At 74.3% G+C, this 19,965-nt stretch carries 18 protein-coding genes and 1 pseudogene; 13 read left to right on the top strand and 6 right to left on the bottom strand.

Annotation, left to right across the window (positions count from 1 at the left end):
- Positions 1 to 30 precede the first annotated feature (30 nt).
- The 3 genes from ACFWE1_RS13100 to ACFWE1_RS13090 are packed head-to-tail and all read left to right on the top strand — an operon-like array spanning position 31 to position 1,664.
- Positions 31 to 603, top strand: a complete 573-nt coding sequence (locus ACFWE1_RS13100) for a helix-turn-helix domain-containing protein (protein ID WP_376933867.1) — start codon at positions 31 to 33, stop codon at positions 601 to 603.
- A gap of 45 nt (positions 604 to 648) precedes the next feature.
- Positions 649 to 1,032: a hypothetical protein gene (locus ACFWE1_RS13095; protein ID WP_376933866.1), complete on the top strand. Its 384-nt coding sequence runs from the start codon at positions 649 to 651 to the stop codon at positions 1,030 to 1,032.
- Complete coding sequence (locus ACFWE1_RS13090) at positions 1,032 to 1,664, top strand: GyrI-like domain-containing protein (RefSeq protein ID WP_376933865.1); 633 nt, start codon at positions 1,032 to 1,034, stop codon at positions 1,662 to 1,664. The genes ACFWE1_RS13095 and ACFWE1_RS13090 overlap by 1 nt, the downstream gene beginning before the upstream one ends.
- Before the next feature lie 18 nt (positions 1,665 to 1,682).
- On the opposite strand, the gene ACFWE1_RS13085 is transcribed toward ACFWE1_RS13090, so the two are convergent.
- Positions 1,683 to 2,942: a DUF222 domain-containing protein gene (locus ACFWE1_RS13085; RefSeq protein ID WP_376933864.1), complete on the bottom strand. Its 1,260-nt coding sequence runs from the start codon at positions 2,940 to 2,942 to the stop codon at positions 1,683 to 1,685.
- Positions 2,943 to 3,044: 102 nt separating this feature from the next.
- Entirely contained in the window at positions 3,045 to 3,758 is a 714-nt protein-coding gene (locus tag ACFWE1_RS13080) for a MerR family transcriptional regulator (protein ID WP_376933863.1), read from the bottom strand.
- Positions 3,759 to 3,798: 40 nt separating this feature from the next.
- Here ACFWE1_RS13080 and ACFWE1_RS13075 point away from each other — a divergent pair, with 40 nt between their 5' ends.
- Complete coding sequence (locus ACFWE1_RS13075) at positions 3,799 to 4,278, top strand: DUF6194 family protein (protein WP_376933862.1); 480 nt, start codon at positions 3,799 to 3,801, stop codon at positions 4,276 to 4,278.
- Here ACFWE1_RS13075 and ACFWE1_RS13070 read toward each other — a convergent pair.
- The gene (locus ACFWE1_RS13070; protein ID WP_376933861.1) at positions 4,275 to 4,862 is read right to left on the bottom strand and encodes a helix-turn-helix domain-containing protein; all 588 of its coding nucleotides are present in this window, start codon (positions 4,860 to 4,862) and stop codon (positions 4,275 to 4,277) included. The two genes, ACFWE1_RS13075 and ACFWE1_RS13070, sit on opposite strands and share 4 nt — an antisense overlap.
- A 155-nt stretch (positions 4,863 to 5,017) precedes the next feature.
- Here ACFWE1_RS13070 and speB point away from each other — a divergent pair, with 155 nt between their 5' ends.
- The 4 genes from speB to ACFWE1_RS13050 all read left to right on the top strand — a co-directional run bounded on the left by speB (position 5,018) and on the right by ACFWE1_RS13050 (position 8,667).
- On the top strand, positions 5,018 to 5,998 hold the full coding sequence (speB, locus tag ACFWE1_RS13065; protein ID WP_376933860.1) for an agmatinase: 981 nt from the start codon (positions 5,018 to 5,020) through the stop codon (positions 5,996 to 5,998).
- 46 nt (positions 5,999 to 6,044) lie between these two features.
- Entirely contained in the window at positions 6,045 to 6,443 is a 399-nt protein-coding gene (locus tag ACFWE1_RS13060) for a nuclear transport factor 2 family protein (protein ID WP_376933859.1), read from the top strand.
- Between the two features lie 72 nt (positions 6,444 to 6,515).
- Positions 6,516 to 8,033, top strand: coding sequence for a purine-cytosine permease family protein (locus tag ACFWE1_RS13055; RefSeq protein WP_376933858.1), 1,518 nt, complete (start codon positions 6,516 to 6,518; stop codon positions 8,031 to 8,033).
- The gene (locus ACFWE1_RS13050; RefSeq protein ID WP_376933857.1) at positions 8,002 to 8,667 is read left to right on the top strand and encodes a cyclase family protein; all 666 of its coding nucleotides are present in this window, start codon (positions 8,002 to 8,004) and stop codon (positions 8,665 to 8,667) included. Before ACFWE1_RS13055 ends, ACFWE1_RS13050 begins: the two co-directional genes overlap by 32 nt.
- 171 nt (positions 8,668 to 8,838) lie before the next feature.
- Here the strand turns inward: ACFWE1_RS13050 and ACFWE1_RS13045 are convergent.
- Positions 8,839 to 10,528 (bottom strand): annotated as a pseudogene (locus ACFWE1_RS13045) (ABC-F family ATP-binding cassette domain-containing protein).
- Between the two features lie 261 nt (positions 10,529 to 10,789).
- Positions 10,790 to 11,713 (bottom strand): RNA polymerase sigma factor SigJ, encoded by a 924-nt coding sequence (sigJ, locus tag ACFWE1_RS13040; RefSeq protein WP_376933856.1) that lies wholly within the window; start codon positions 11,711 to 11,713, stop codon positions 10,790 to 10,792.
- A gap of 116 nt (positions 11,714 to 11,829) precedes the next feature.
- Between sigJ and ACFWE1_RS13035 the strand changes: the two genes are divergently transcribed.
- The 3 genes from ACFWE1_RS13035 to ACFWE1_RS13025 all read left to right on the top strand — a co-directional run bounded on the left by ACFWE1_RS13035 (position 11,830) and on the right by ACFWE1_RS13025 (position 16,851).
- Complete coding sequence (locus ACFWE1_RS13035; RefSeq protein ID WP_376933855.1) at positions 11,830 to 12,570, top strand: SDR family oxidoreductase; 741 nt, start codon at positions 11,830 to 11,832, stop codon at positions 12,568 to 12,570.
- A 192-nt stretch (positions 12,571 to 12,762) separates the two neighbouring features.
- Complete coding sequence (locus ACFWE1_RS13030) at positions 12,763 to 15,417, top strand: fibronectin type III domain-containing protein (protein ID WP_376933854.1); 2,655 nt, start codon at positions 12,763 to 12,765, stop codon at positions 15,415 to 15,417.
- A gap of 222 nt (positions 15,418 to 15,639) precedes the next feature.
- Entirely contained in the window at positions 15,640 to 16,851 is a 1,212-nt protein-coding gene (locus tag ACFWE1_RS13025; RefSeq protein WP_376933853.1) for an amidohydrolase, read from the top strand.
- Here the strand turns inward: ACFWE1_RS13025 and ACFWE1_RS13020 are convergent.
- Positions 16,823 to 17,713 carry a 3-methyladenine DNA glycosylase gene (locus ACFWE1_RS13020; RefSeq protein ID WP_376933852.1) on the bottom strand — a complete coding sequence of 297 codons (891 nt, stop codon included), beginning with the start codon at positions 17,711 to 17,713 and terminating at the stop codon, positions 16,823 to 16,825. The genes ACFWE1_RS13025 and ACFWE1_RS13020 overlap by 29 nt on opposite strands.
- A gap of 56 nt (positions 17,714 to 17,769) precedes the next feature.
- Between ACFWE1_RS13020 and ACFWE1_RS13015 the strand changes: the two genes are divergently transcribed.
- Both ACFWE1_RS13015 and ACFWE1_RS13010 read left to right on the top strand, forming a co-directional pair.
- A complete protein-coding gene (locus tag ACFWE1_RS13015) occupies positions 17,770 to 19,299 on the top strand; it encodes an ATP-dependent DNA ligase (RefSeq protein ID WP_376933851.1) in 1,530 nt (509 codons plus the stop codon).
- Between the two features lie 80 nt (positions 19,300 to 19,379).
- Positions 19,380 to 19,931: an InlB B-repeat-containing protein gene (locus ACFWE1_RS13010; protein ID WP_376933850.1), complete on the top strand. Its 552-nt coding sequence runs from the start codon at positions 19,380 to 19,382 to the stop codon at positions 19,929 to 19,931.
- The last annotated feature ends 34 nt before the right edge of the window (positions 19,932 to 19,965 follow it).

The following is a 19,965-nucleotide window of genomic DNA, read 5'->3' as shown; positions in this document are numbered from 1 at the left end:
AGTGGCAAATGCGAGCGACGGGAGACGGGGATGACCGACGAGCACTCCCTCGACGCCGTCGCGCCGCGGCTGCGGGCGCTCCGCCAGCGCCGCGGGGCGACCCTCGCCGAGCTCGCGGAGCGCACCGGCATCTCGGTGAGCACCCTCTCGCGCCTGGAATCGGGTGGCCGGCGTCCGACGCTCGACCTGCTGATGCGGCTCGCCACCGCCTACCGGGTGAGCCTCGACGACCTCGTCGGCGCCCCGCAGATCGCGGACCCGCGGGTGCGTCCCAAGCCCTTCTACCGCGACGGGAAGGCGATCATCCCGCTCACCCGCGACACGCCTGGGCTGCACGCGTACAAGATGGTGCTGCCGGGCCATCCGCCCGAGTCGCCGGTGCCGCAGCGCACGCACGGCGGATACGACTGGATCTACGTGCTCAGCGGGCGGGTCCGCCTCGCCCTCGGCGACGAGGAGCTCGTGCTCGAGCCCGGCGAGGCCGCCGAGTTCGACACCCGCGTGCCGCACGGCATGGTGAGCGCCTCGCTCGAGCCTGCGGAGGTGCTGAACCTGCTGAGTGCGCAGGGCGAACGCGTGCACCTGCGGACCGTCGACGGGTAGTCCTGCCCCTCGACCGGGCACGGCGGATGCGGCATCATGAGGCCCATGAGCGTCAGCGACCCGTCCGTGCCGCCCCAGACCGCCTCCCCGGCGCCGCCGCCGCGACCGTCGGCGGCGCTCGCCGTCGTCTCCCTCGTCGCGGGGCTCGTGATCGTGGCCCTGCAGGTGGCCCTCCAGCTCGTGCTGCCCCTCATCTACTCGACGACCGGCGGCACGGTCGATCTGGTGACGCTGCTGAACGTGATCCAGCTCGTGCAGGGCATGCTCGTGGCGCTGTGCGCGATCGTGGCCGTCGCGACTGGGCTCATCGTGCTCGTTCGGCGCGGCCCCGGGCGGGCGCGTGCCGGGGCCGGGGTGGCGCTCGGCGGGGCGGCGCTCGCGACGCTCGTGGCGACGCTGCTGCAGAGCGCCCTGCTGTCGGTTTTCTGATGGCCGAGGCGAAGTACGACGTCAAGCGGGAGTTCCGCTCGTTGTACGCCCCGAGTGCGGCCCGCTTCGCGTTCGTCGAGGTGCCGCCGATGCAGGTGCTCGCGATCGACGGGCACGGCGACCCGAACACCGCGCCCGAGTACGCCGCCGCCGTGCAGGCCCTGTACTCGGTCGGCTACCCGCTCAAGTTCCTGAGCAAGCGCGAACTCGGCCGGGACTTCGTGGTCGCGCCGCTCGAGGGGCTGTGGCGGGCCGAGGATCCGACGAGCTTCGTCACGCGGGACAAGTCGGCGTGGAGTTGGACGATGCTCCTCGTGCAGCCGGAGTGGCTCGATGACGCGCATCTCGCGGTCGCGCGCGCTCGAGCGCTCGAGAAGGCGCCCGCCGAACTGCGCGACGCGATCGAGCGCCTCGAGCTGCGGCGGCTGCACGAGGGGCGGTGCGTGCAGATCCTGCATCTCGGGTCGTACGACGATGAAGGGCCGACGCTCGCCAAGCTGCACGACGAGTTCATGCCCGAGCACGGCCTCACCTTCGCGGGCGACCACCATGAGATCTACCTGAGCGATGCCCGACGCACTCCGCCCGAGAAGCTCCGAACGGTGCTGCGTCAGCCGGTGCGGCCGGCGTGACCGTGCGGGCCGCGTGGGCTATGCCGCGGCCATGGCGCGGGCGAGCAGGCCCACTCGGCGGTCGGTGGATGTGTTCGCGGCGATCGGGGTGCCGTGCGGGTCGACGTGTGGCGGCGGGATGAACCAGCGCCCGCCGTCGCGGACGACGATGCGCCAGCCGTCGTCGTGCACCCGATGGTGGTGGTGGCTGCACAGCAGGATGCCGTTGTCGAGATCGGTGCGCCCGTCGTCGCGGTGCCACCACGCGATGTGGTGAGCCTCGGTGTGCGACGGCGGCCTGGAGCAGTGCGGCCACGCGCAGCCGCCGTCGCGATCGGCGAGGGCGAGTTTCTGCGCGGCGCTGAAGAGGCGGGCGGAGCGCCCGAGCTGCAGCGGCTCACCGCCCTCGCCGACGAACAGGGGCGCGATGCCCGCTGCCGTGACGAGCGCACGGACGCTCGCGATCGACACAGGCTGCTCGATGCCGTCGATGGTGCCATGGCCGCGCTCGGTGAGGAGCGCCTCGGCGTCGGCGCGGACGACGACGGTCGTCTGTCTGAGCGTCGGCACCGCAGCGCAGCCGAGCGCATGCCGCGCGAGGTCGACGAGCGCATCGGCGTTCAGCTGGGCGATGCTGCGGTGCTCGGCGATGCGGGGGTCGTCGGCGTGCTGCCGGTGCCGGGCGTCGCGCGCCCGGTGCAGCTCGGCTCCGACGAGCCCGTCGACGGCAGCCTTGAGGGTGGCGCCGTTCACCGGATCGAGTGCGCCGCGCACGTTGACCATGCCCGCCGCATCTTCCCAGATGCGGAGCCCTCGCCTGGCGCGGAGCTCGTCTTCGCGGGGCCGCACGCCGTCGGGGTCGAGGTGCGCCTCGAGGAGCTTGATGAGCTGCCCCAGTCGCTCGGGCCCGACGGAGGCCGCCTGTTCGACGAGGAATCGCTCCGCCGCCTCAAGCGTCACCGGCTCGACGCGCGGGGCGACCCGATCGAGAAACCGGCGGATGCGCTCGGCGGCGTCGAGCCCGAGCTCGGCGCTCGTGAGCCCCGCGGCCAGATGCGCGAATCGCGGCGGCAACGGCTCGCCGGCGAAGGAGCTGCGCAGCGCGGTGGCCGCCCCCACGGCCACGAGCGCGTACGCGTCGCGAACGGGCGTGCGCGTCGTGTCGGCGACGAGCCGGGCGGGATTCGCGTAGCCCCGATCGCGCGCGGGGTCATCGCCCGGGACGCCGGTGCACCGTGCCGCGAGCTCGGCCGCGCAGGCGCTTGCGACTGCCTCTGCGGCGCGCGCGAGCCCGCCCACCGCGTCGAGGACGCGCAGGAGCCCGTCGTCGCTGAGCGCCCGCGCGTCGACGGCAGCGGGGCCTGTGGCATCGGCCGGGTCGGCGACGGCGTTCAGCCGCGATCAGCCGCCCACTTCCGTCCTCTCCAGCAGCTCCACGAGCGCCGCGCTCGCGCGCAGCAGCATGACACTCCGCTCCGCGAGCGCGTCGAGTCGCGCGTCGAGAGCACGGTCGGCTGAGGCGATGCCTGGTTCGTCGCCGAGCGTCGCCACGATGGAGCGGATGGCCGGGATGCCGGCCCCGCCCTCGCGGAGCGCTGCGACGACCCGCGCCACCACGATCTGGGCCGCCGAGTAGCTGCGGGCCGCCATGGAACCGACGCGATCGGGGCGCAGCAGCCCCTCGGCTTCCCAGAAGCGAAGCGTCGAGCTGGGCACGTCGAGCGCCGAGGCCAGCTCGGTGATCGACATCGAGCCGCCTGGGTCTGCCGCCGAGGCATCCGTCGGCGCGATCGCCGCGAGCCCCGCGCGCGCCGCGAGCACCCGCTCGCGTTCCCGCGCCAGCCCGGCGTGCAGTTCGTCGACGAGCGCCGCCGCCTCGGCGATCGGCCGCGTGCGCAGCTCCGCGAGCGTGCTTCGGGCGGCCACGGGCCCGATGGCCAGCGCCAGCGCGCGGTATGCGCGGAGCGCGACGAGGTGCGCGTCGGCGTAGCTGCGGTACCCGTTCGCCGAGCGCGCGGCGGGTGGGATCACGCCGAGGCGTTCGAGATCGCGCACCTGCTGGTCGGAGTAGCCGGTGGCACGGGCGAGCTCGCCCGTGCGCAGCTCGTGTGGCATGCACAACCCCCCATAAGCACTTCAGGTTCACACTCGAACCATGAGTATGCAGCAGATCCTCGATACCGTCCGGTCCTTCGACGGCGTGCTCGTCGTCGAGCCCGGCCCGGGCGGGCCTTTTCCCGAGCTCGCCTGGGGCGACGCCTTCTTCTACTACGCGCCTGACGGCCGGATGCCGGAGCGCACCCAGCCGTACGGCACGATCGTGACGAAGGACTACCCGGGCGACACCGCTTCCCGCCTCGACGAGCCCGGCAGGTACCGCGTGAACGTGCGTGTCGATCGGGCGACGTTCCGGCGGGTGACGGGGGAGGACCCGCACTCCCTCGCGGCCCACCGGGACTTCACGGCCGTCGACGTGCTCGGCCCGCACCCCGTGTACGGGGCGAACGGTTGGCTCGCCGTGGTGAACCCTGCCGAGACCGTCGACGAGGTCGTGGCGCTGCTGCGCGAGGCGCACGAGGCGGCCCGCCGGCGCTCGCTGCGCAGCGCCGCGCGACGCGGGAGCGAAGGCGCCTAGCTCGTGCCGCTCCACGGCGCGGGCACGATGACCCACATGACCTCGGCGCCGAGCTCGGGGTCGGCGGTCCAGCTGTGGGGTTCGCGCCCGGGGAAGGTCAGCGCGTCGCCCGCGACGAGCTCGACGTCGCGGTCGACGAACCGCACCGTCAGCGCCCCCGACAGCACGTGCAGCACCTCCACGTCGCTCGAGATCGTGTAGAGCTCGCCGCCTCCGGACGCCCCCGGTGCCATCTCCGAGCGGAGGAGCTGCACCCGCGACTCGCTGCGCGGCGACATGAGCCGCTCGGTCACGTGCGTGCCGCCGAAGTTGACCCGGGGTGCATCGTCGTAGCCGACGACCTGGATCTCGGGTTCGGCGAAGAGCGAGCCGATCGGCAGCGAGAGCACTTGGCAGAGCTGCAGCAGCGTCGCGACGGAGGGGGAGGTCTCGTCGCGTTCGAGGCGGCTGAGGAAGCCCTTGGTCAGCCCGCTCGCCTCGGCGAGCTGGGCGAGCGTGAGCCCCTGGGCGGTGCGCGCGTTGCGCAGGTGCGCGCCGATCGCGAGCGGCGAGGAGCTGGGTCCGGGTGGGACGGCGCGGCGCACGCGGCTCCTTCGCTCGAATCGGATGGGGGGCGATGGCGGGCGGCGTAGGCGGATGCTTCGCCCGAGCGGATGCCGCGAACGCATGCTTGCGTCCAGGCATCCCACGCCGTAGCATGGCCCGCGAGTTTCCTCCAGAATATCAAAGGTTTACTAATATGCAACCCACCGACGTGCCCGAGCCGCAGCCCACCGAGCGAGCGCAGCCGATCGGCCCGGTCGACGCGAGCCGCGTGCCGCGCTTCGCCGGCATCGCCACCTTCGCCCGACTCCCGCGGCTCGAGGACGTCGAGCATGCGGACATCGCCGTCGTGGGCGTGCCGTTCGACAGCGGGGTCAGCTACCGGCCGGGCGCGCGGTTCGGTCCTGCGCACGTGCGCGAGGCGTCGCGCCTGCTCCGCCCCTTCAACCCGGCGCAGGGCGTCGAGCCCTTCGCCGTGCAGCAGGTCGCCGACGCGGGCGACCTCGCCGTGAACCCGTTCAGCATCGACGAGGCCGTCGCCGACGTCGAGGCCGGCGCGCGGGCGCTCGCCGAGCAGGCCGACCGCCTCGTCGTCATCGGCGGCGACCACACCATCGCCCTGCCGCTGCTGCGCGCCGTCACGGCGCAGCACGGCCCCGTCGCGGTGCTGCACTTCGACGCCCACCTCGACACCTGGGACACCTACTTCGGCGCCCCGATCACGCACGGCACCCCCTTCCGTCGTGCCTCCGAGGAGGGGCTCATCGATCTGACGGCGAGCATGCACGTCGGCACCCGCGGGCCGCTCTACGGCGTCGAGGACCTGAGCGACGACGCCCGCCTGGGCTTCGCCATCGTCACGAGCGAGGACATCGAGGAGCGCGGCGTCGAGGCCGCGATCGAGCGCATCCGCGCCCGCATCGGCGGCAAGCCCCTGTACATCTCCATCGACATCGACGTGCTCGACCCCGCGCACGCGCCCGGCACCGGCACCCCCGAGGCCGGCGGGCTGACGAGCCGCGAGCTGCTCCGGATCATCCGCGCCCTCGCCGACCAGCGCATCGTCGGCGCCGACGTCGTCGAGGTCGCGCCCGCCTACGACCACGCCCAGCTCACCGCCGTCGCCGCCTCGCACGTCGCGTACGAGCTGATCAGCGCGATGGCCCCGCGCGGCTGAACCGCACCCGACCCCCGACGCAGCACCGGATCGAAGGAGACCCCCGATGACCACCCGCACCCCGAGCACCGAGGAGGTGCTCGCCGCCGCCGACGCGATCATCGACGCCTTCGCGGCGACCGACGGCGAACGCTACTTCGCCGGCTTCGCGCCCGAGGCGAGCTTCCTCTTCCACACCGAGGCGGCCAGGCTCGACGACCGAGCCGCGTACGAGGCGCTCTGGCAGGGCTGGGTCGAGGGCGGATGGCGCGTCCTCGACTGCCGCTCCACCGCCCGCCTCGTGCAGGCGTACCCCGGCGGCGCCGTGTTCAGCCACGACGTCGCGACCCGCGTCGACACGGGCGAGGGCGAGGACGCGTACCGCGAGCGGGAGACCATCGTCTTCCGCGTCGACGGCGAGCAGCTGCTCGCCGTGCACGAGCACCTCTCGCCGGCATCAGCCTGAGCCGCGCCGACTGACCCGCGCCCACCGATCCGCGCCCGACCGACCCGCCCCCACATCCCCCAGGAGCACGCAATGTCGCTGTATCGCCGTCTCGACCGCCGCCTCGCGGCGCAGTCCGACACTTCGGGGCCGGTCCGCGGCACCCTGTCCACCCCCCGGATCGGCATGATCTGGCTCGCGGCGAACCTCGTCGTCACGACCCTGCTCACCGGCACCCTGTTCGTGCCGGGCGTCGAGTACGGCACGGCGATCACGATGATCGTGGCGGGCACGGTGGCGGGCGCCGTCGTGCTGACCCTGATCGGCAACATCGGCACCCGCACGGGCCTGCCGACGATGGCGCTCGCCCGCGGAGCCTTCGGCACGCGCGGCGGGTTCCTGCCGATGGCGGCGAACCTCGTCATCCTGATGGGCTGGAGCTGGGTGCAGGCGATGCTCGCCGGCGTCACGGTCGACGCGCTCGTGTCGAGCCTCACGGGCTTCTCGAACCCGATCCTGTTCTCGGTGCTGTGCCAGACGATCGTCGTGCTGCTCGCGATCTTCGGCCACGAGGGCATTGCGAAGGTCGAGCCCTGGCTCGCGGTGCTCATGCTGGCGATCATCGCCTGGATCTTCTTCATCGCCTTCACGAGCTTCGCGCCCGGCGACTACTTCGCCATCCCGGCGGACCCCTCGATCGGGCAGACCCCCGCGATCGTGCTCGACGTCGTCGTCGCGACCGCGGTGAGCTGGACGGTGCTCTCGGCCGACTTCAACCGGCTCGCCGCGACGATCCGGGCCGGCTTCCTCGGCGCGGGACTCGGCTACACCCTCTCCACGGTCATCGCGATGACCCTCGGCGCCACCGCGATCGGCTACGTCATCCTGAGCGGCGGGGAGCCGCTCGCCTTCGACCCGAGCGTGCTCGTGGCGGCGTTCGGCGCCCCGATCGCGATCGTCATCTTCGTCTCGGTGATGGCGACGAACTCGATGGTCGTCTACGGCATGACCACCTCGATCGTGCACGCCGCCGCCGGCCGGGCGAAGCTCCGCTTCCTGCCGACGGCGCTCGTGGTCGGGGCGATCTCGATCCTCGGCGCGACCTGGCTCGCGCTGCTCGACCAGTTCACGAACTTCCTCATCGTGATCGGCGCGTTCTTCGTGCCGGTGTTCGCGATCATGATCGTGGACTACTACCTCGTGAAGCGCGCGAGCTACACCGTCGACCTCATGCGCCGCCGCGGTGGCCGCTACTGGTACCTCGGCGGGGTGAACTGGATCGCGGTGGGCGCTTGGGCGATCGGCGCGACCGCCTCCTACCTCTGGGTGTACGTCTGGCCGAGCCCGGTCGGGGCGACGATCCCCGCGTTCGTCGTGACGTTCACGATCTACCTGCTGGCGATGCTGCCGGAGCGGGCCCGCACCCGCCGGGAGGCGAGCGTGCACCTCGCCGACGCCGTCGCGCAGGCCGACACCACCGGCATCCAGGCGATGGACGAGGCGGTGCTCGGCGACGCCGAGCGCGCCATCGAGGCGAGGCGGCGCGCGAAGGCCGCAGCCGACGCGGATGGCGGGGCGGATGCCTCGGCCGGCACCGGCCGCGATGCGTGAGCTCAGCCGCCCGATCGACTCGGGCATGCGGGTCTACCCGGGCGATCCCGAGGTGGCGATCGAAGCGGCGCTGCACCTCGAGCGCGACGGTGTCGACGTCGCCCGGCTGCACCTGGGCTCGCACACCGGCACCCACCTGGACGCCCCTTCGCACACCGTCGCCGGCGGTCGCACCACCGGCGCGATCGGGCTGGACGAGCTCGTCGGCGAGGCCCTCGTCGTGCACCTCGCTGGGCTCGTCGCCGGGCAGTGCTACGGGCTCGCGGAGCTCGAGCGGGCGCTCGGCGGCGCCCTGCCCGAGCGCGTGCCGCCGGTCGTGATCCTCGACACGGGCTGGGCCGAGCGCTTCGACACCGAGGAGGCGCTCGACCACCCCGCGCTCGACCCGGCTGCCGCGGCCGAGCTCGTGCGCCGCGGGATGCACGTGCTCGCCGTTGACACGTTGAGCCCCGACCCGAGTTCGGGTGGCGGGGAGTCCGGCTTCCCGGTGCACGAGGTCGTGCTCGGCGGCGACCGGCTCATCGTCGAGAACCTGTGCGGGCTCGACGGGCTGCCGGAGCGGATCCGCGTGGGCTTCTTCCCGCTCCGGGTCGACCTCGACGGCGCCCCGGTGCGGGCGGTCGCCTTCGACTGAGCCCCTCCCCGGCCATCCGCCGCCCGTCCCCGCCCCACCCACCCGTTCCGGCGTGTCGTCACTATTTGCGGGTGCCGGCGCCGTGCGACCCGCAAATAGTGACGTCTTGCCGGGTGGGGCCGGGTGGGGCCGCATGGGGCCGGGTGGGGCGGAGGGGGTGAAGGGGGCGGATCAGACGGGCGGGCACGTGCGCCCGCCGAGCTCGAGCCGCTCGCCGCGGAAGCGCTCGCGCAGCCGCCGGTCGTGCGTGACGAGCACGACCGCCCCCCGCGAAGCCCGCGACGGCAGCCTCGAGCTCGTCGACGAGGAGCGGCGCGAGGTGGTTCGTCGGCTCGTCGAGGAGCAGCAGCTCGACGTCCCGGCTCACGAGCAGGGCGAGCTCGAGCCGGCGGCGCTGCCCGTACGACAACCCGCCGAGCGGCCGGTCCAGTTCCGACTCATGGAACAGGCCGAGCGCCAGCAGGCGTTCGGCCGCGGCATCCAGTCCCTCGCGGATCCCCGCCGCGTACGCCTCGACGAGCGAACGCCGCGGCTCGTCGATCCGGCCCGCCTGCTGGCGCAGCCAGCCCACGGCGCCGCGGCGCTCCACCTCGCCGCCCCCGGCCGGCAGTTCGCCCGCGATGGTGCGCAGCAGTGTCGTCTTGCCGGCGCCGTTCGGGCCGGTGACGAGCAGGCGCCCGCCGGGGCCGAGCTCGAAGTCGGGCACGGCCTCGTCGAGCACGGCGAGGCCCGCGACGCGGAGGATCGCCGCACCCGACGCACCCGGCGTGCCCGGCGCACCGCGTTCCGCCGAGGCATCCGTCCGCGCCCCCAGCGCACCCGCCGTGAACCGCAGCGGCTCGGCGGGCGGGGCGACGGGCTCCGCGGCGAGCCGGGCGAGCCGCTCCTTCGCGTTGCGGATGCGGCCCATCGCGCCGTGGTCGCGACCGCGCGCGCGGAACGCCCCGGCCCCCATGCCCGGCTTGTCGAGCTTTCGCGGGATGGCCGCGAGCCGCCCCGCGTTCGTCCCGAGCAGGGCGAGGTGGCGCTCCCGCTCGGCGAGCCAGGCCTCGTGCGCGAGCCGTTGCCGCTCCCGCTCGGCGGCCTTCGCCGCGAGATACCCCGCGTAGCCGTCGCCGTAGCGGGTGACGGACCCGCCGGCGAGCTCCCAGATCGCGCTCGTCCAGCGCGCGAGGAAGGCGCGGTCGTGCGAGGCCGCGACGACCGTGCCCCGGTGCCGGGCGAGCGCGTCGACGAGCCAGTCCCAGGCGTCGTCGTCGAGGTCGTTCGTCGGCTCGTCGAGCAGCAGGAGCTCCGCGTTCGAGGCGAGCGCGGCGGCCAGCACGATGCGCGCGCGCTCGCCGCCGGACAGCCGGTGCCACGCCCGCGAACGCGCGATGCCGCCGACGCCGAGCGCCGCGAGCCCCGCGTCGAGCCGGGCCGGGGCGCCGTAGCCGTCGCGCGCCTCGTAACGGTCGACGAGCGCGGCGTAGCGGGTGAGCGCGGCGTCGAGCTCGGCGCCATCGAGGCCCGCGCCGTCGGGGCCGGCGAGCTCCGCGCCGGCCGAGGCGATCGCCGCTTCGAGCTCGCGCAGCTCCCGCCAGCAGGCGTCGATCGCCTCGGCGACCGTCGCCCGATCGGGGAGTTCGAGCGACTGCTCGAGCGCGCTGACCCCGCCGGGCGCGACGAGGGTCCGTTCGCCGGCATCGGGCACGAGCTCGCCCGCGATGAGCCGGAGCAGCGTCGTCTTGCCGGCGCCGTTGTCGCCGACGAGCGCGATGCGCTCGCCCGCGCCGAGCTCGAGGTCGACGCCGTCGAGCACGAGGTGCTCCGCGAAGCGCAGGCTCGCGCCGCGGAGGGAGAGATGGATTCGGGCGGTCATGTGCGACTCGCAATCTCGATCCGTCGATCGGCGCACGGGCCGGCTTCGTCGTCGAAGCGCCGGTGGCGGGCGCGCGGAACCGGCGCGGCGCGCGATCACGGATCGGGGTGAGGATGGCCGGCACCCGACGGTGCCCGGAACGGATGCCGCGGAGCGATGCTCGACGCGGCGGGGCCACCTCAGTGGCGGATCAGCGTACCCATAGGTGGACGACCGTAGCACCGGGCCTCGGGCGGGCGCAAGCGCTCGCCTTCGGGGCCGCTACGGCACGAGGTGCTGCCAGCGGGTGAGCTTCTCGGGGTTGCGCACGAGCCAGAGCTCCGAGAGCCGGCCCTCGCGCACCTCCACCGAGACGACCGTGTCGACGACGCCGTGCTGGGCGAAGACCGCGACGTACCCCGAGGCCGCGTCCCGCAGCGAGATCGACAGCCCCTCGCCGCGCTTCGCGATGATGCCGAGCACGTAGCGCGCCACGTGCTCGGCGCCGAGGACGGGCCGGCGGGCCGCCGAGACGAGGCCGCCGCCGTCGGAGACGAGCCGGACGTCGGGGTCGAGCAGCCGCACGAGCGCCGCGAGCTCGCCCGTCGCGGCCGCCGCGAGGAAGGCGTGCACGACCGCGGCGTGCTGCTCGGCCGACGCCGCACCGGCGCGGCCGGCCCGCACCCGCGCCCTGGCGCTCGAGGCGAGCTGACGGCAGGCGCCGGGGGAGCGCCCGACGACCTCGGCGATGTCCGCGAACGGCAGGCCGAACGCCTCGTGCAGCACGAAGGCGACGCGCTCGGCCGGGGTCAGCGTCTCCAGCACGACGAGCATCGCGGTCGAGACCCCCTCCGCGAGCTCGGCGTGCGCGGCGGGGTCCGCTGGCGGCGCCGCGGCGAAGCGGCCGCCGAACGCACCGGGCGCGTCGGGCAGCGGCTCGGGCAGCCACTCGCCGACGTAGGCCTCGCGGCGCGCGCGGGCCGAGCCGAGCTCGTCGAGGCAGATCCGGCCGACGACCTTCGTGAGCCAGGCGCCGGGGGAGCGGATCGCAGCCCGCTCCGCCTCCGGCAGCCGCAGCCAGCGCTCGTAGCCGGACTGCACCGCGTCCTCGGCCTCGGCGAAGGAGCCGAGCAGCCGGTACGCGAGCCCGAGGAGGCCCGGGCGCTCCGCGGCGACCGCATCGGACGAGGCATCCACCGTGCGCATGCGCTCAGCCTGCCACGCCGGACGACCGGCCTGACATTCCGGCGCGCTGCGTCGTCGGAGTGATGAGGGCGGGCGCGGGTCCCGCCGAAGGCCGCAGGCCAGGAACGGAGGACACGGTGAGGATCGCCATCGCGGGAGGGACCGGCACGGTGGGCCGGCACATCGTCGAGGTCGCGCGGGAGCGCGGGCACGAGACCGTCGTGCTCGCCCGCTCCGCCGGCGTCGACCTCACGACGGGCGCGGGGCTCGCCGGCGCGCTCGCCGGAGTGGACGCCGTCATCGACGCGGCGAACGTGAACGCGATCGACCGGGAGACCGCCGAGCGCTTCTTCACGGGCGCCTCGCGCACGCTCCTCGCCACCGAACGCGAGGCGGGCGTCGGCCATCACGTGCTGCTCTCGATCGTCGGCATCGACCGGATCCCCTACGCGTACTACGAGGCGAAGCTCGCCCAGGAGCGCGTCGTCGAGGCCGGCGGCGTGCCGCACACGATCCTGCGCGCGACGCAGTTCCACGAGTTCGCCGGGCAGATGGCGGGGCGGCTCCGCGTCGCGGGGATCCAGCTCGCGGCACGGATGCGCACGCAGCCGGTCGCGGCCCGCGAGGTCGCCGAGCACCTCGTCGCGCTCGCCGAGGACGCGCCCCGGGGCCGCGCCCGCGACCTCGCCGGCCCGCGGGAGGAGCAGCTCGCCGAGCTCATCCGCCGGCTCGTCCGTGCCGAGGGCCGCCGCGGGCCGGTGCTGCCGGTCTCGCTCCCCATCCGGGGCATGGGCGAGATGCGCCGTGGCGCGGCGCTGCCCGGCCCGGACGCCGAGCTCGGGCGGCAGACGTTCGGGGAGTGGCTCGCGGACCGCTGACGCAGGCCGGGATGCCGAGGCGCCCTCGTGCACCCCGGGTTCACCGCGCCGTCATCCGGGGGCCAGCCGCGGGTCATCCGCCGCCGATTCACTGGGCGAAAGCCCGCGCTCCGCACCCGCCCGACCTCGGGCGGGTGCGGTCGCGCGCGCCCGAACGAGTGAACGCGCGAGACGAATGAGGATGACACGACGATGACGATGACGACGATGCGCCGGGCCCGGCGCGGCGCGGCGACCGCCGCGCTGCTGGGCCTCGCGGTCGCCGGGCTCGCGGTGCCGGCCACGGCCGCCGCCGAGCCGGCGATCGAGGTGCCGACCGCTCCGGTGGTCGACGGGACCACCACCTGGCACTATCTCGACGACGGCAGCGACCCCGCCCGCGGCGACGCGAACCTCCGGGTCTGGACGACCACCGGCTACGACGACGCCGACTGGAAGCAGGCGCCCGGCAGCTTCGGGGCGAAGGGCGGCAAGCTCGCCGCCGTCGGCCCGCACCTGCCCGCGACCCTGCTGAACCACTACCTCGACGGCACGGCGGCGCCGACCGTGCCGACGTACTTCTTCCGCACGAGCTTCGAGCTCGAGCCGGGCGTCGCCGCCGAAGTCGGCCAGCTCGTCGGCGATCTCGTCTACGACGACGCCGTGCAGGTCTGGGTGAACGGCGAGAAGGTCGCCGGCTTCGTCGACGGCCGGGTGACCGGCACGACGAACCTCGAGTACGCGGGCGACAGCAACGGCGACCCGCTCGCCTCGACCTTCACGGCCGACGGCGACGTGCTCGTCGACGGCACGAACACCGTCGCGATCGCGCTCTTCCAGGACCGCGCCTCGAGCTCGGACATCTACCTCGACGTCCCGAAGATCTCGCTGCTGCCCGAGGCGGGCACGCCCGGCGAGCCAGTCGCGGTGCCGCCGACCCGGGTGATCCTCACCCCGACCGAGACGCCCGCGACCTCGCAGTCGTTCTCGTGGCTCGCCGGCGACGTGTCGCACACGAGCGGCCAGGTGCAGATCCGCCCCGCCGCGGGCGGCGCGACCCGCACCGTCGACGCGTACGCCGCGGGCACCGTCAACGGCAACCCGCTGCAGCACTTCTCGGCGACCGTCGACGGCCTCACCGCCGCGACCGCCTACGAGTACCGCGTCGGCCTCGAGGGCGCGTGGAGCGACTGGACCCGCTTCACCACCGCGAACCCGAAGGCGACCGACTTCCAGTTCGTCTACTACGGCGACGCGCAGATCGGCCTCGACTCGACCTGGCCGAACGTCGTCGCGCAGGCCGAGGCGAAGGCCCCGCGCTCGATCGGTTCGGTGCACGCCGGCGACCTCATCAACACCTCGTCGAACGAGACCGAGTGGCTGAACTGGTTCAAGGGCATGCGGACCTCCGCCGCGACGACGAACGTCATGGCCGCACCCGGCAACCACGAGTACTCCGGCGACAAGCTGCTGAAGTCGTGGAAGGCGAACTTCGAGTACCCGCACAACAACCCGTCCACCGAGACGATCGGCGAGCTCGCCGACCTCGCCGTCGGCGAGAGCGACGTGGCGAAGCAGTACGCCGCCTACTTCGCGCACTGGACCGCCTTCGCGACCGAGACCGTGTACTTCACGGACTATCAGGGCGTGCGCTTCATCACGGTGAACGCGACCCGCGACACGACGTTCCTCACCCCGGACGTGCTGCCCTCGTGCACCGGCGTCGAGTGCCCGCAGACGAAGGTCGGCGAGCTTTGGACGCAGTTCCAAGCGGCCTGGCTCGACCACGTGCTCACCGAGAGCCCCTCGAAGTGGAACGTCGTCACCTTCCACCAGCCCGTCTACTCGACCTCCGCGGGCCGTGACGAGCCGATCCTCCGCAAGTACTGGGTGCCCGTGTTCGAGGAGCACGATATCGACCTCGTGATGATGGGCCACGACCACACCTATGCGCGCGGCTACCACAACGACGACGTGACCGAGACCGCCGGCATCACCGACGGCCCCGTCTACATCGTCTCGAACTCGGGCGCGAAGCACTACGAGCTCGAGACGCCCGAGAAGAACGTCTGGACGAACAACAACGCCACCCAGGTGCTCCGCGGTGCGGGCGTCACCACGTACCAGGTGGTCGACGTGACGAAGAACCAGCTCGTCTACCGCTCCTACCTCGCCGAGAAGACCGCGAACGCGACGACGACGCTGCCGGTCGGCGCCGTGTACGACGAGTTCACCGTCACGAAGCTCGACGACGGCCGCAAGTGGGTCACCGAGGCCGGCGTCGAGCCGCCGGTGGACCCGAACCCGCCGGTCGAGCCGACCCCGGTCGACGAGTCCCTGCTCACCGAGGCGAACCGCGGCGGCGTGACCGCGCCGGCGAGCGCCGAGCCGGGCGAGGAGGTCGAGCTGGGCCTCGGCGCCGGCCGCGCCGAGCTCGCCGTGAACGTGTGGCTGCACTCGGAGCCGCAGCTGCTCGGCTCTCCGACGGCGGATGCCGCGGGCGCGGTGCGCGCGACGATCTCCGCCGACGCCCCGGAGGGCGAGCACCGCCTCGTCGTGCAGTCGAGCGAGGGTGAGCTCATCGGCTGGGCGCCGATCCGCCTCGCGGCCGAGCCTGGGACGGGCGGGCCGGGAACCGGGGAGCCCGGAACCGGTGAGCCTGGGACTGGCGAGCCCGGCACGGGCGGGCCCGGCACTGGCAACGGCTCGACCGGTGCCGACGGCGCGGGTGACGGTCTTGCGCACACGGGCGCGGAGATCCAGACCGCGCTCTGGCTCGCCGGGGCGCTGCTCGCCGCGGGTGCGGTGATCGCAGTCATCGCCGTGCGTCGCCGCCGCCGGCAGCTCGGCGACGCGCCGGAGGCCTGATCGAGGCATCCGTCACCGAACACGGGCCGGCGCCCGGTCCCCACCCGGGACCGGGCGTCGGCCCGTCCCGCCGCCCCACCCTCCCCTCCCCACCCTCCACCCCGGCAAGACGTCACTTTTTGCGGGTCCGGCTCGCTGCGCACCCGCAGAAAGTGACGTCTTGCGGAGGAAGGGACAAGAGGGGACGGGGGGCGGCGCGACGCGCCGGACTAGGCTCGGCCCATGAGCCTCGACCTCGACGCGATCTACCGCGACCTGCACCGCCACCCCGAGCTGTCGTTCCAGGAGCACCGCACTGCCGGCATCGTCGCCGAGGCGCTGCGCGGGCTCGGCTACACCGTCACCGAGGGCATCGGCCGCACCGGCGTCACGGGCGTCATCGCCCGCGGCGAGGGGCCGACCGTGCTGCTCCGTGCCGACATGGACGGCCTGCCCGTGCGCGAGGCGACCGGGCTCGACTACGCGAGCACCGAGACCGGCGTCGACCACGACGGCGCCGAGGTGCCCGTCATGCACGCCTGCGGCCACGACGTGCACGTCACCTGCCTGCTCGGCGCGGCGGAGGCGCTCGCCGCGGATGCCTCGTGGCACGGCACCCTCGTCGTGCTGTTCCAGCCCGCCGAGGAGTGGGGCGGCGGCGCCGAGGCGATGCTCGCCGACGGGCTCTACGAGCGGGTGCCGCGCCCCGACGTCGTGCTCGGCCAGCACGTCGCGCCGCTGCCGGCCGGGCTCGTGGCGCTGCAGCCGGGGCCCGCGATGGCGGGCGCCGATTCGCTCACGATCACCATGCACGGCACGGGCGGCCACGGCTCGCGCCCGGAGACGACGGTCGACCCGGTCTACCTCGCCGCCTCGACCGCGGTGCGGCTGCAGGGCATCGTCTCGCGCGAGATCGCCGCGGGGGATGCCGCGGTCGTCACCGTCGGGCAGCTGCACGCCGGCACGAAGAACAACATCATCCCGCCCGAGGCGAAGCTCGGCCTCAGCGTGCGCACCTTCGACGAGCACGTGCGCGAGCGGGTGCTCGCCGCGATCGAGCGGATCGCCCGGGCTGAGGCGGCCGCCTCCGCCGCGCCCCGCGAGCCGGAGTTCGCCTACGAGGAGCGCTTCCCGGTGACGGTGAACGACCGCGCCGCCAGCGCCCGCACCGCCGCGGCGCTGCGCACGGCGTTCGGCGCGGAGCGGGTACTCGAGCCCGGCGCCGTGTCCGGCAGCGAGGACGTCGGGGTGCTCGCGACGGCGGCCGACGCGCCGCTCGTGTACTGGTTCCTCGGCGGAGCCGACCCGGCGCTGTTCGGCGCGGGCCTCGCCGAGGGGCGGCTGCCCGAGCACCTGCCCTCGAACCACTCGCCCGAGTTCGCGCCGCTGCCGCAGCCGACCCTGACGGTCGGCGTCGCGGCCCTCGTCACCGCGGCGAAGGAGTGGCTGGACTGACGGCGGCGCCGCCGAACGCCGCCTCGCGCACGGCGAGGCGGAGCGCGTTCGCCCGCTCGGCGAAGCCGCGCTGCCGGCGCACGTACTCGGCCTTCCCCTCGGCGGTCTCGATGCGCACGGGCTCGCCGCTCCACGTGCGCATCTCGTAGGGCGAGGCCTGCATGTCGAGGAAGCGGATGTCTCGGGCCAGCTCGAACGCGTCGAGCAGCAGTTCGCCGGGCACGAGCGGCCCGAGCTTCATCGCCCACTTGTAGACGTCCATGCCGGCGTGCAGGCAGCCGGGCTGTTCGAGCTCGGGCTGCGTCTCGCGGCTCGGCGCGAAGCGGTTGCGGGGCACGGCCTCTGGGGTGAAGAAGCGGTAGGCGTCGATGTGCGTGCAGCGCAGCTCGTGCGCCTCGACGACGGCGTCGGTCGCCGCCTGCCCGAGCCGGAGCGGCACGGGGTGGCGGTGCTCGGCCTGGCGGTACACCATGGCCCACTCGTGCAGGCCGAAGCAGCCGAAGCTCCCCGGCCGGGCGGCGGTGAGCCGGAGCATCCGCTCGACCGCGGCGAGCAGCGGCGCCTTCTCGGCGCGCATCGCGGCGTCGTCGACCCGGAGCGATCCGGGCGCCTCGCCCGGCGCGTACCAGCGCCAGCCGGCGCGCTCCTCGCCCGCCGCCTCGGCGAGCTCGACGCCGGGGCCGGGGTGCCAGCGCCGCAGCTGCGCGGGGGAGTACGAGTAGTAGGTGTAGAGGAAGTCCTCGACGGGATGCCGCTCGCCGCGCGCGCTGCGCTCCCGGTGCCCGGCGGTGAGGGCGTCGGCGCGCTCGGCGTGCGCGCGTTCGCGGGCGCGCCAGTCGGCGGGGTCGAGCAGCCGGGTCATCCCTCCAGCCTAGATGTCGGGCCTCGGATGTCGGGGGCGGATGGCACACTGGGCCCATGCTGCTCGCGGAACTCGTCGAGACGAGCGAGGCGGTGGGCGCCACCCGCTCCCGGCTCGCCAAGCGCGCCGCGCTCGCCGCACTGCTCCGGCGGCTGCCCGAAGACGAGGTCGTGCCCGCCGTCGGCATCCTGCTCGGGCGGCTGCGGCAGGGGCGCATCGGCGTCGGCTGGCGCGGCTGGCAGTCGGCGAGCGCCCCGCCCGCCGCCGAGTCCACGCTGAGCCTCGCCGAGCTCGACGACGCGTTCGACCGGCTCGCCGCGCTCGGCGGGCCGGGCTCCGCGGCCGAGCGCACGGCGCTACTGCGCGAGCTCACCGGCCGCGCCACCGAGACCGAGCAGCGCTTCCTGGGTGGGGTGCTCCTCGGCGAGGTGCGCACCGGCGCCCTCGAGGGCGTGCTGCTCGACGCCGTCGCCGAGGCCGCGGGCCGCCCGCCGGCCGAGGTGCGCCGCGCGGCGATGCTCTCCGGCGAGCTCGGCGAGACGGCCCGGCTCGCACTGCACGGGGCGCCCGGCGCGCTCGCCGAGGTGGGCCTCGTCGTCGGCCGTCCGGTGCTGCCGATGCTCGCCGCCACGGCCGCCACCGCGGGCGAGGCGGTCGCCGGCACCGGCGAGGCGTCCGTCGAGTTCAAGCTCGACGGCGCCCGCATCCAGGTGCACCGCTCCGGCGACGAAGTGCGGGTGTTCACCCGCAGCCTCGCCGACATCACCGAGCGGGTGCCAGAGGTCGTCGAGGCCGCGCTCGCGCTGTCCGTGCGTGACGTCATCCTCGACGGCGAGACCCTCGCGCTCGACGAGCACGACGCCCCGCGGCCCTTCCAGGAGACCATGTCGCGCTTCGGCGCCGAGTCGGCGCGCGAGACCGTCCTGCGCCCGTGGTTCTTCGACGTGCTGCATGTCGACGGTCGCGACCTCCTCGACGAGCCCCTCGCCGTGCGCCGCGCCGAACTGCGCCGGGTCGCGGGCGAGCTCACCATCCCCGGCGAGGTCACCGCCGACCCCGAGGAGGCCGAGCGGGTGTCCCGCGAGGCGCTCGCCGCCGGGCACGAGGGCGTCGTCGTGAAGGCGATCGACTCGCCCTACGCGGCGGGGCGGCGCGGCGCGAGCTGGGTCAAGGTGAAGCCCGTCTACACCTACGACCTCGTGGTGCTCGGCGCCGAGTGGGGCTACGGCCGGCGCACCGGGCTGCTCTCGAACCTGCACCTCGGCGCCCTCGACCCCGAGGGGGAGTTCGGCGAGCCCGGCGGCCTCGTGATGGTCGGCAAGACCTTCAAGGGGCTCACCGACGCCCTGCTCGCCTGGCAGACCGAACGGTTCCCCGAGCTCGAGCGGCACCGCACCGCGCAGGCGGTCTTCATCCGCCCCGAGCTCGTCGTCGAGATCGCGATCGACGGCGTGCAGCGCTCGAGCCGCTACCCCGGCGGCGTCGCGCTCCGCTTCGCCAGGGTCAAGCGCTACCGCGACGACAAGCGGGTCGCCGACGCCGACACGATCCAGGCACTGCGGGGGCTGCTTCCTCCGGCGGGCTGAGGCGGCGCTGCGACGACCCTTGCGCGCGGCGAGCCCGTCGGTCAGGATGGCGAGCAGACCGCACTCCGGGGGGAGAGCAGATGACGCGCACGTCGACCGGGCGCGGAGCCGGCCGCAGCACGCCGCTCCGGCATCCCGTCCGCGCGGTCGCCGCGGCCCTCGTCGCGATCGCCGCCCTGCTCGCGCCGCTCGCCGTGGGCCAGGGGGTCGAGGCCGCGCTGGCGGCGCCGTCGACTCCCGTGGGCGACGCCTCGACGCCGGGCATCTGGGGCACCCACACCGTCGACTTCGTCGTCGACGGATCGAGCGTGGCCGAGGTCGAGGTGGCCGAGGGCGGCCACGTCGCCCGGCAGCCGGCCCCCGAGCGGGACGGCCTCGTCTTCGTGGGCTGGTTCGTCGACGACGGCGACGTCGAGTTCAGCTTCGACGGCACGGCGGTGACGAGCGACCTCACCGTCGTCGCCCGCTTCAGCGATGCCCGCATCGTGCAGTTCCTCGCCCCGGAGACCGACGCGCCCGGCGGCACGCCGCACGTGCTCGAGACCGTGCAGCGGGCCGACGGCGACCCGCTCGGCGAGGTGAGCCCGGACGTGCCCGAGCTGCCGGACGGCACGGTCTTCACGGGGGAGTAGTACCTCGCGGGCGATGCCTCGCAGACCCCCTACG

The organism is Agromyces sp. NPDC060279 (genome assembly GCF_042726785.1).
Lineage (GTDB): Bacteria > Actinomycetota > Actinomycetes > Actinomycetales > Microbacteriaceae > Agromyces.
Note: the sequence above shows the minus strand (reverse complement) of the source record. Positions and strands in the feature narration are given on the sequence as shown.

Bases quoted from the DNA above. Each gene is read 5' to 3' on its own strand.
- sigJ (WP_376933856.1), bottom strand. From the start codon at position 11,713: ATGCGCACGGTGGATGCCTCGTCCGATGCGGTCGCCGCGGAGCGCCCG.
- ACFWE1_RS13100 (WP_376933867.1), top strand. From the start codon at position 31: ATGACCGACGAGCACTCCCTCGACGCCGTCGCGCCGCGGCTGCGGGCG.
- ACFWE1_RS13025 (WP_376933853.1), top strand. From the start codon at position 15,640: ATGAGCCTCGACCTCGACGCGATCTACCGCGACCTGCACCGCCACCCC.
- ACFWE1_RS13090 (WP_376933865.1), top strand. From the start codon at position 1,032: ATGGCCGAGGCGAAGTACGACGTCAAGCGGGAGTTCCGCTCGTTGTAC.
- ACFWE1_RS13060 (WP_376933859.1), top strand. From the start codon at position 6,045: ATGACCACCCGCACCCCGAGCACCGAGGAGGTGCTCGCCGCCGCCGAC.
- ACFWE1_RS13095 (WP_376933866.1), top strand. From the start codon at position 649: ATGAGCGTCAGCGACCCGTCCGTGCCGCCCCAGACCGCCTCCCCGGCG.
- ACFWE1_RS13020 (WP_376933852.1), bottom strand. From the start codon at position 17,713: ATGACCCGGCTGCTCGACCCCGCCGACTGGCGCGCCCGCGAACGCGCG.
- ACFWE1_RS13050 (WP_376933857.1), top strand. From the start codon at position 8,002: ATGCCTCGGCCGGCACCGGCCGCGATGCGTGAGCTCAGCCGCCCGATC.
- ACFWE1_RS13080 (WP_376933863.1), bottom strand. From the start codon at position 3,758: ATGCCACACGAGCTGCGCACGGGCGAGCTCGCCCGTGCCACCGGCTAC.
- speB (WP_376933860.1), top strand. From the start codon at position 5,018: ATGCAACCCACCGACGTGCCCGAGCCGCAGCCCACCGAGCGAGCGCAG.
- ACFWE1_RS13015 (WP_376933851.1), top strand. From the start codon at position 17,770: ATGCTGCTCGCGGAACTCGTCGAGACGAGCGAGGCGGTGGGCGCCACC.
- ACFWE1_RS13010 (WP_376933850.1), top strand. From the start codon at position 19,380: ATGACGCGCACGTCGACCGGGCGCGGAGCCGGCCGCAGCACGCCGCTC.
- ACFWE1_RS13075 (WP_376933862.1), top strand. From the start codon at position 3,799: ATGAGTATGCAGCAGATCCTCGATACCGTCCGGTCCTTCGACGGCGTG.
- ACFWE1_RS13030 (WP_376933854.1), top strand. From the start codon at position 12,763: ATGACGATGACGACGATGCGCCGGGCCCGGCGCGGCGCGGCGACCGCC.
- ACFWE1_RS13055 (WP_376933858.1), top strand. From the start codon at position 6,516: ATGTCGCTGTATCGCCGTCTCGACCGCCGCCTCGCGGCGCAGTCCGAC.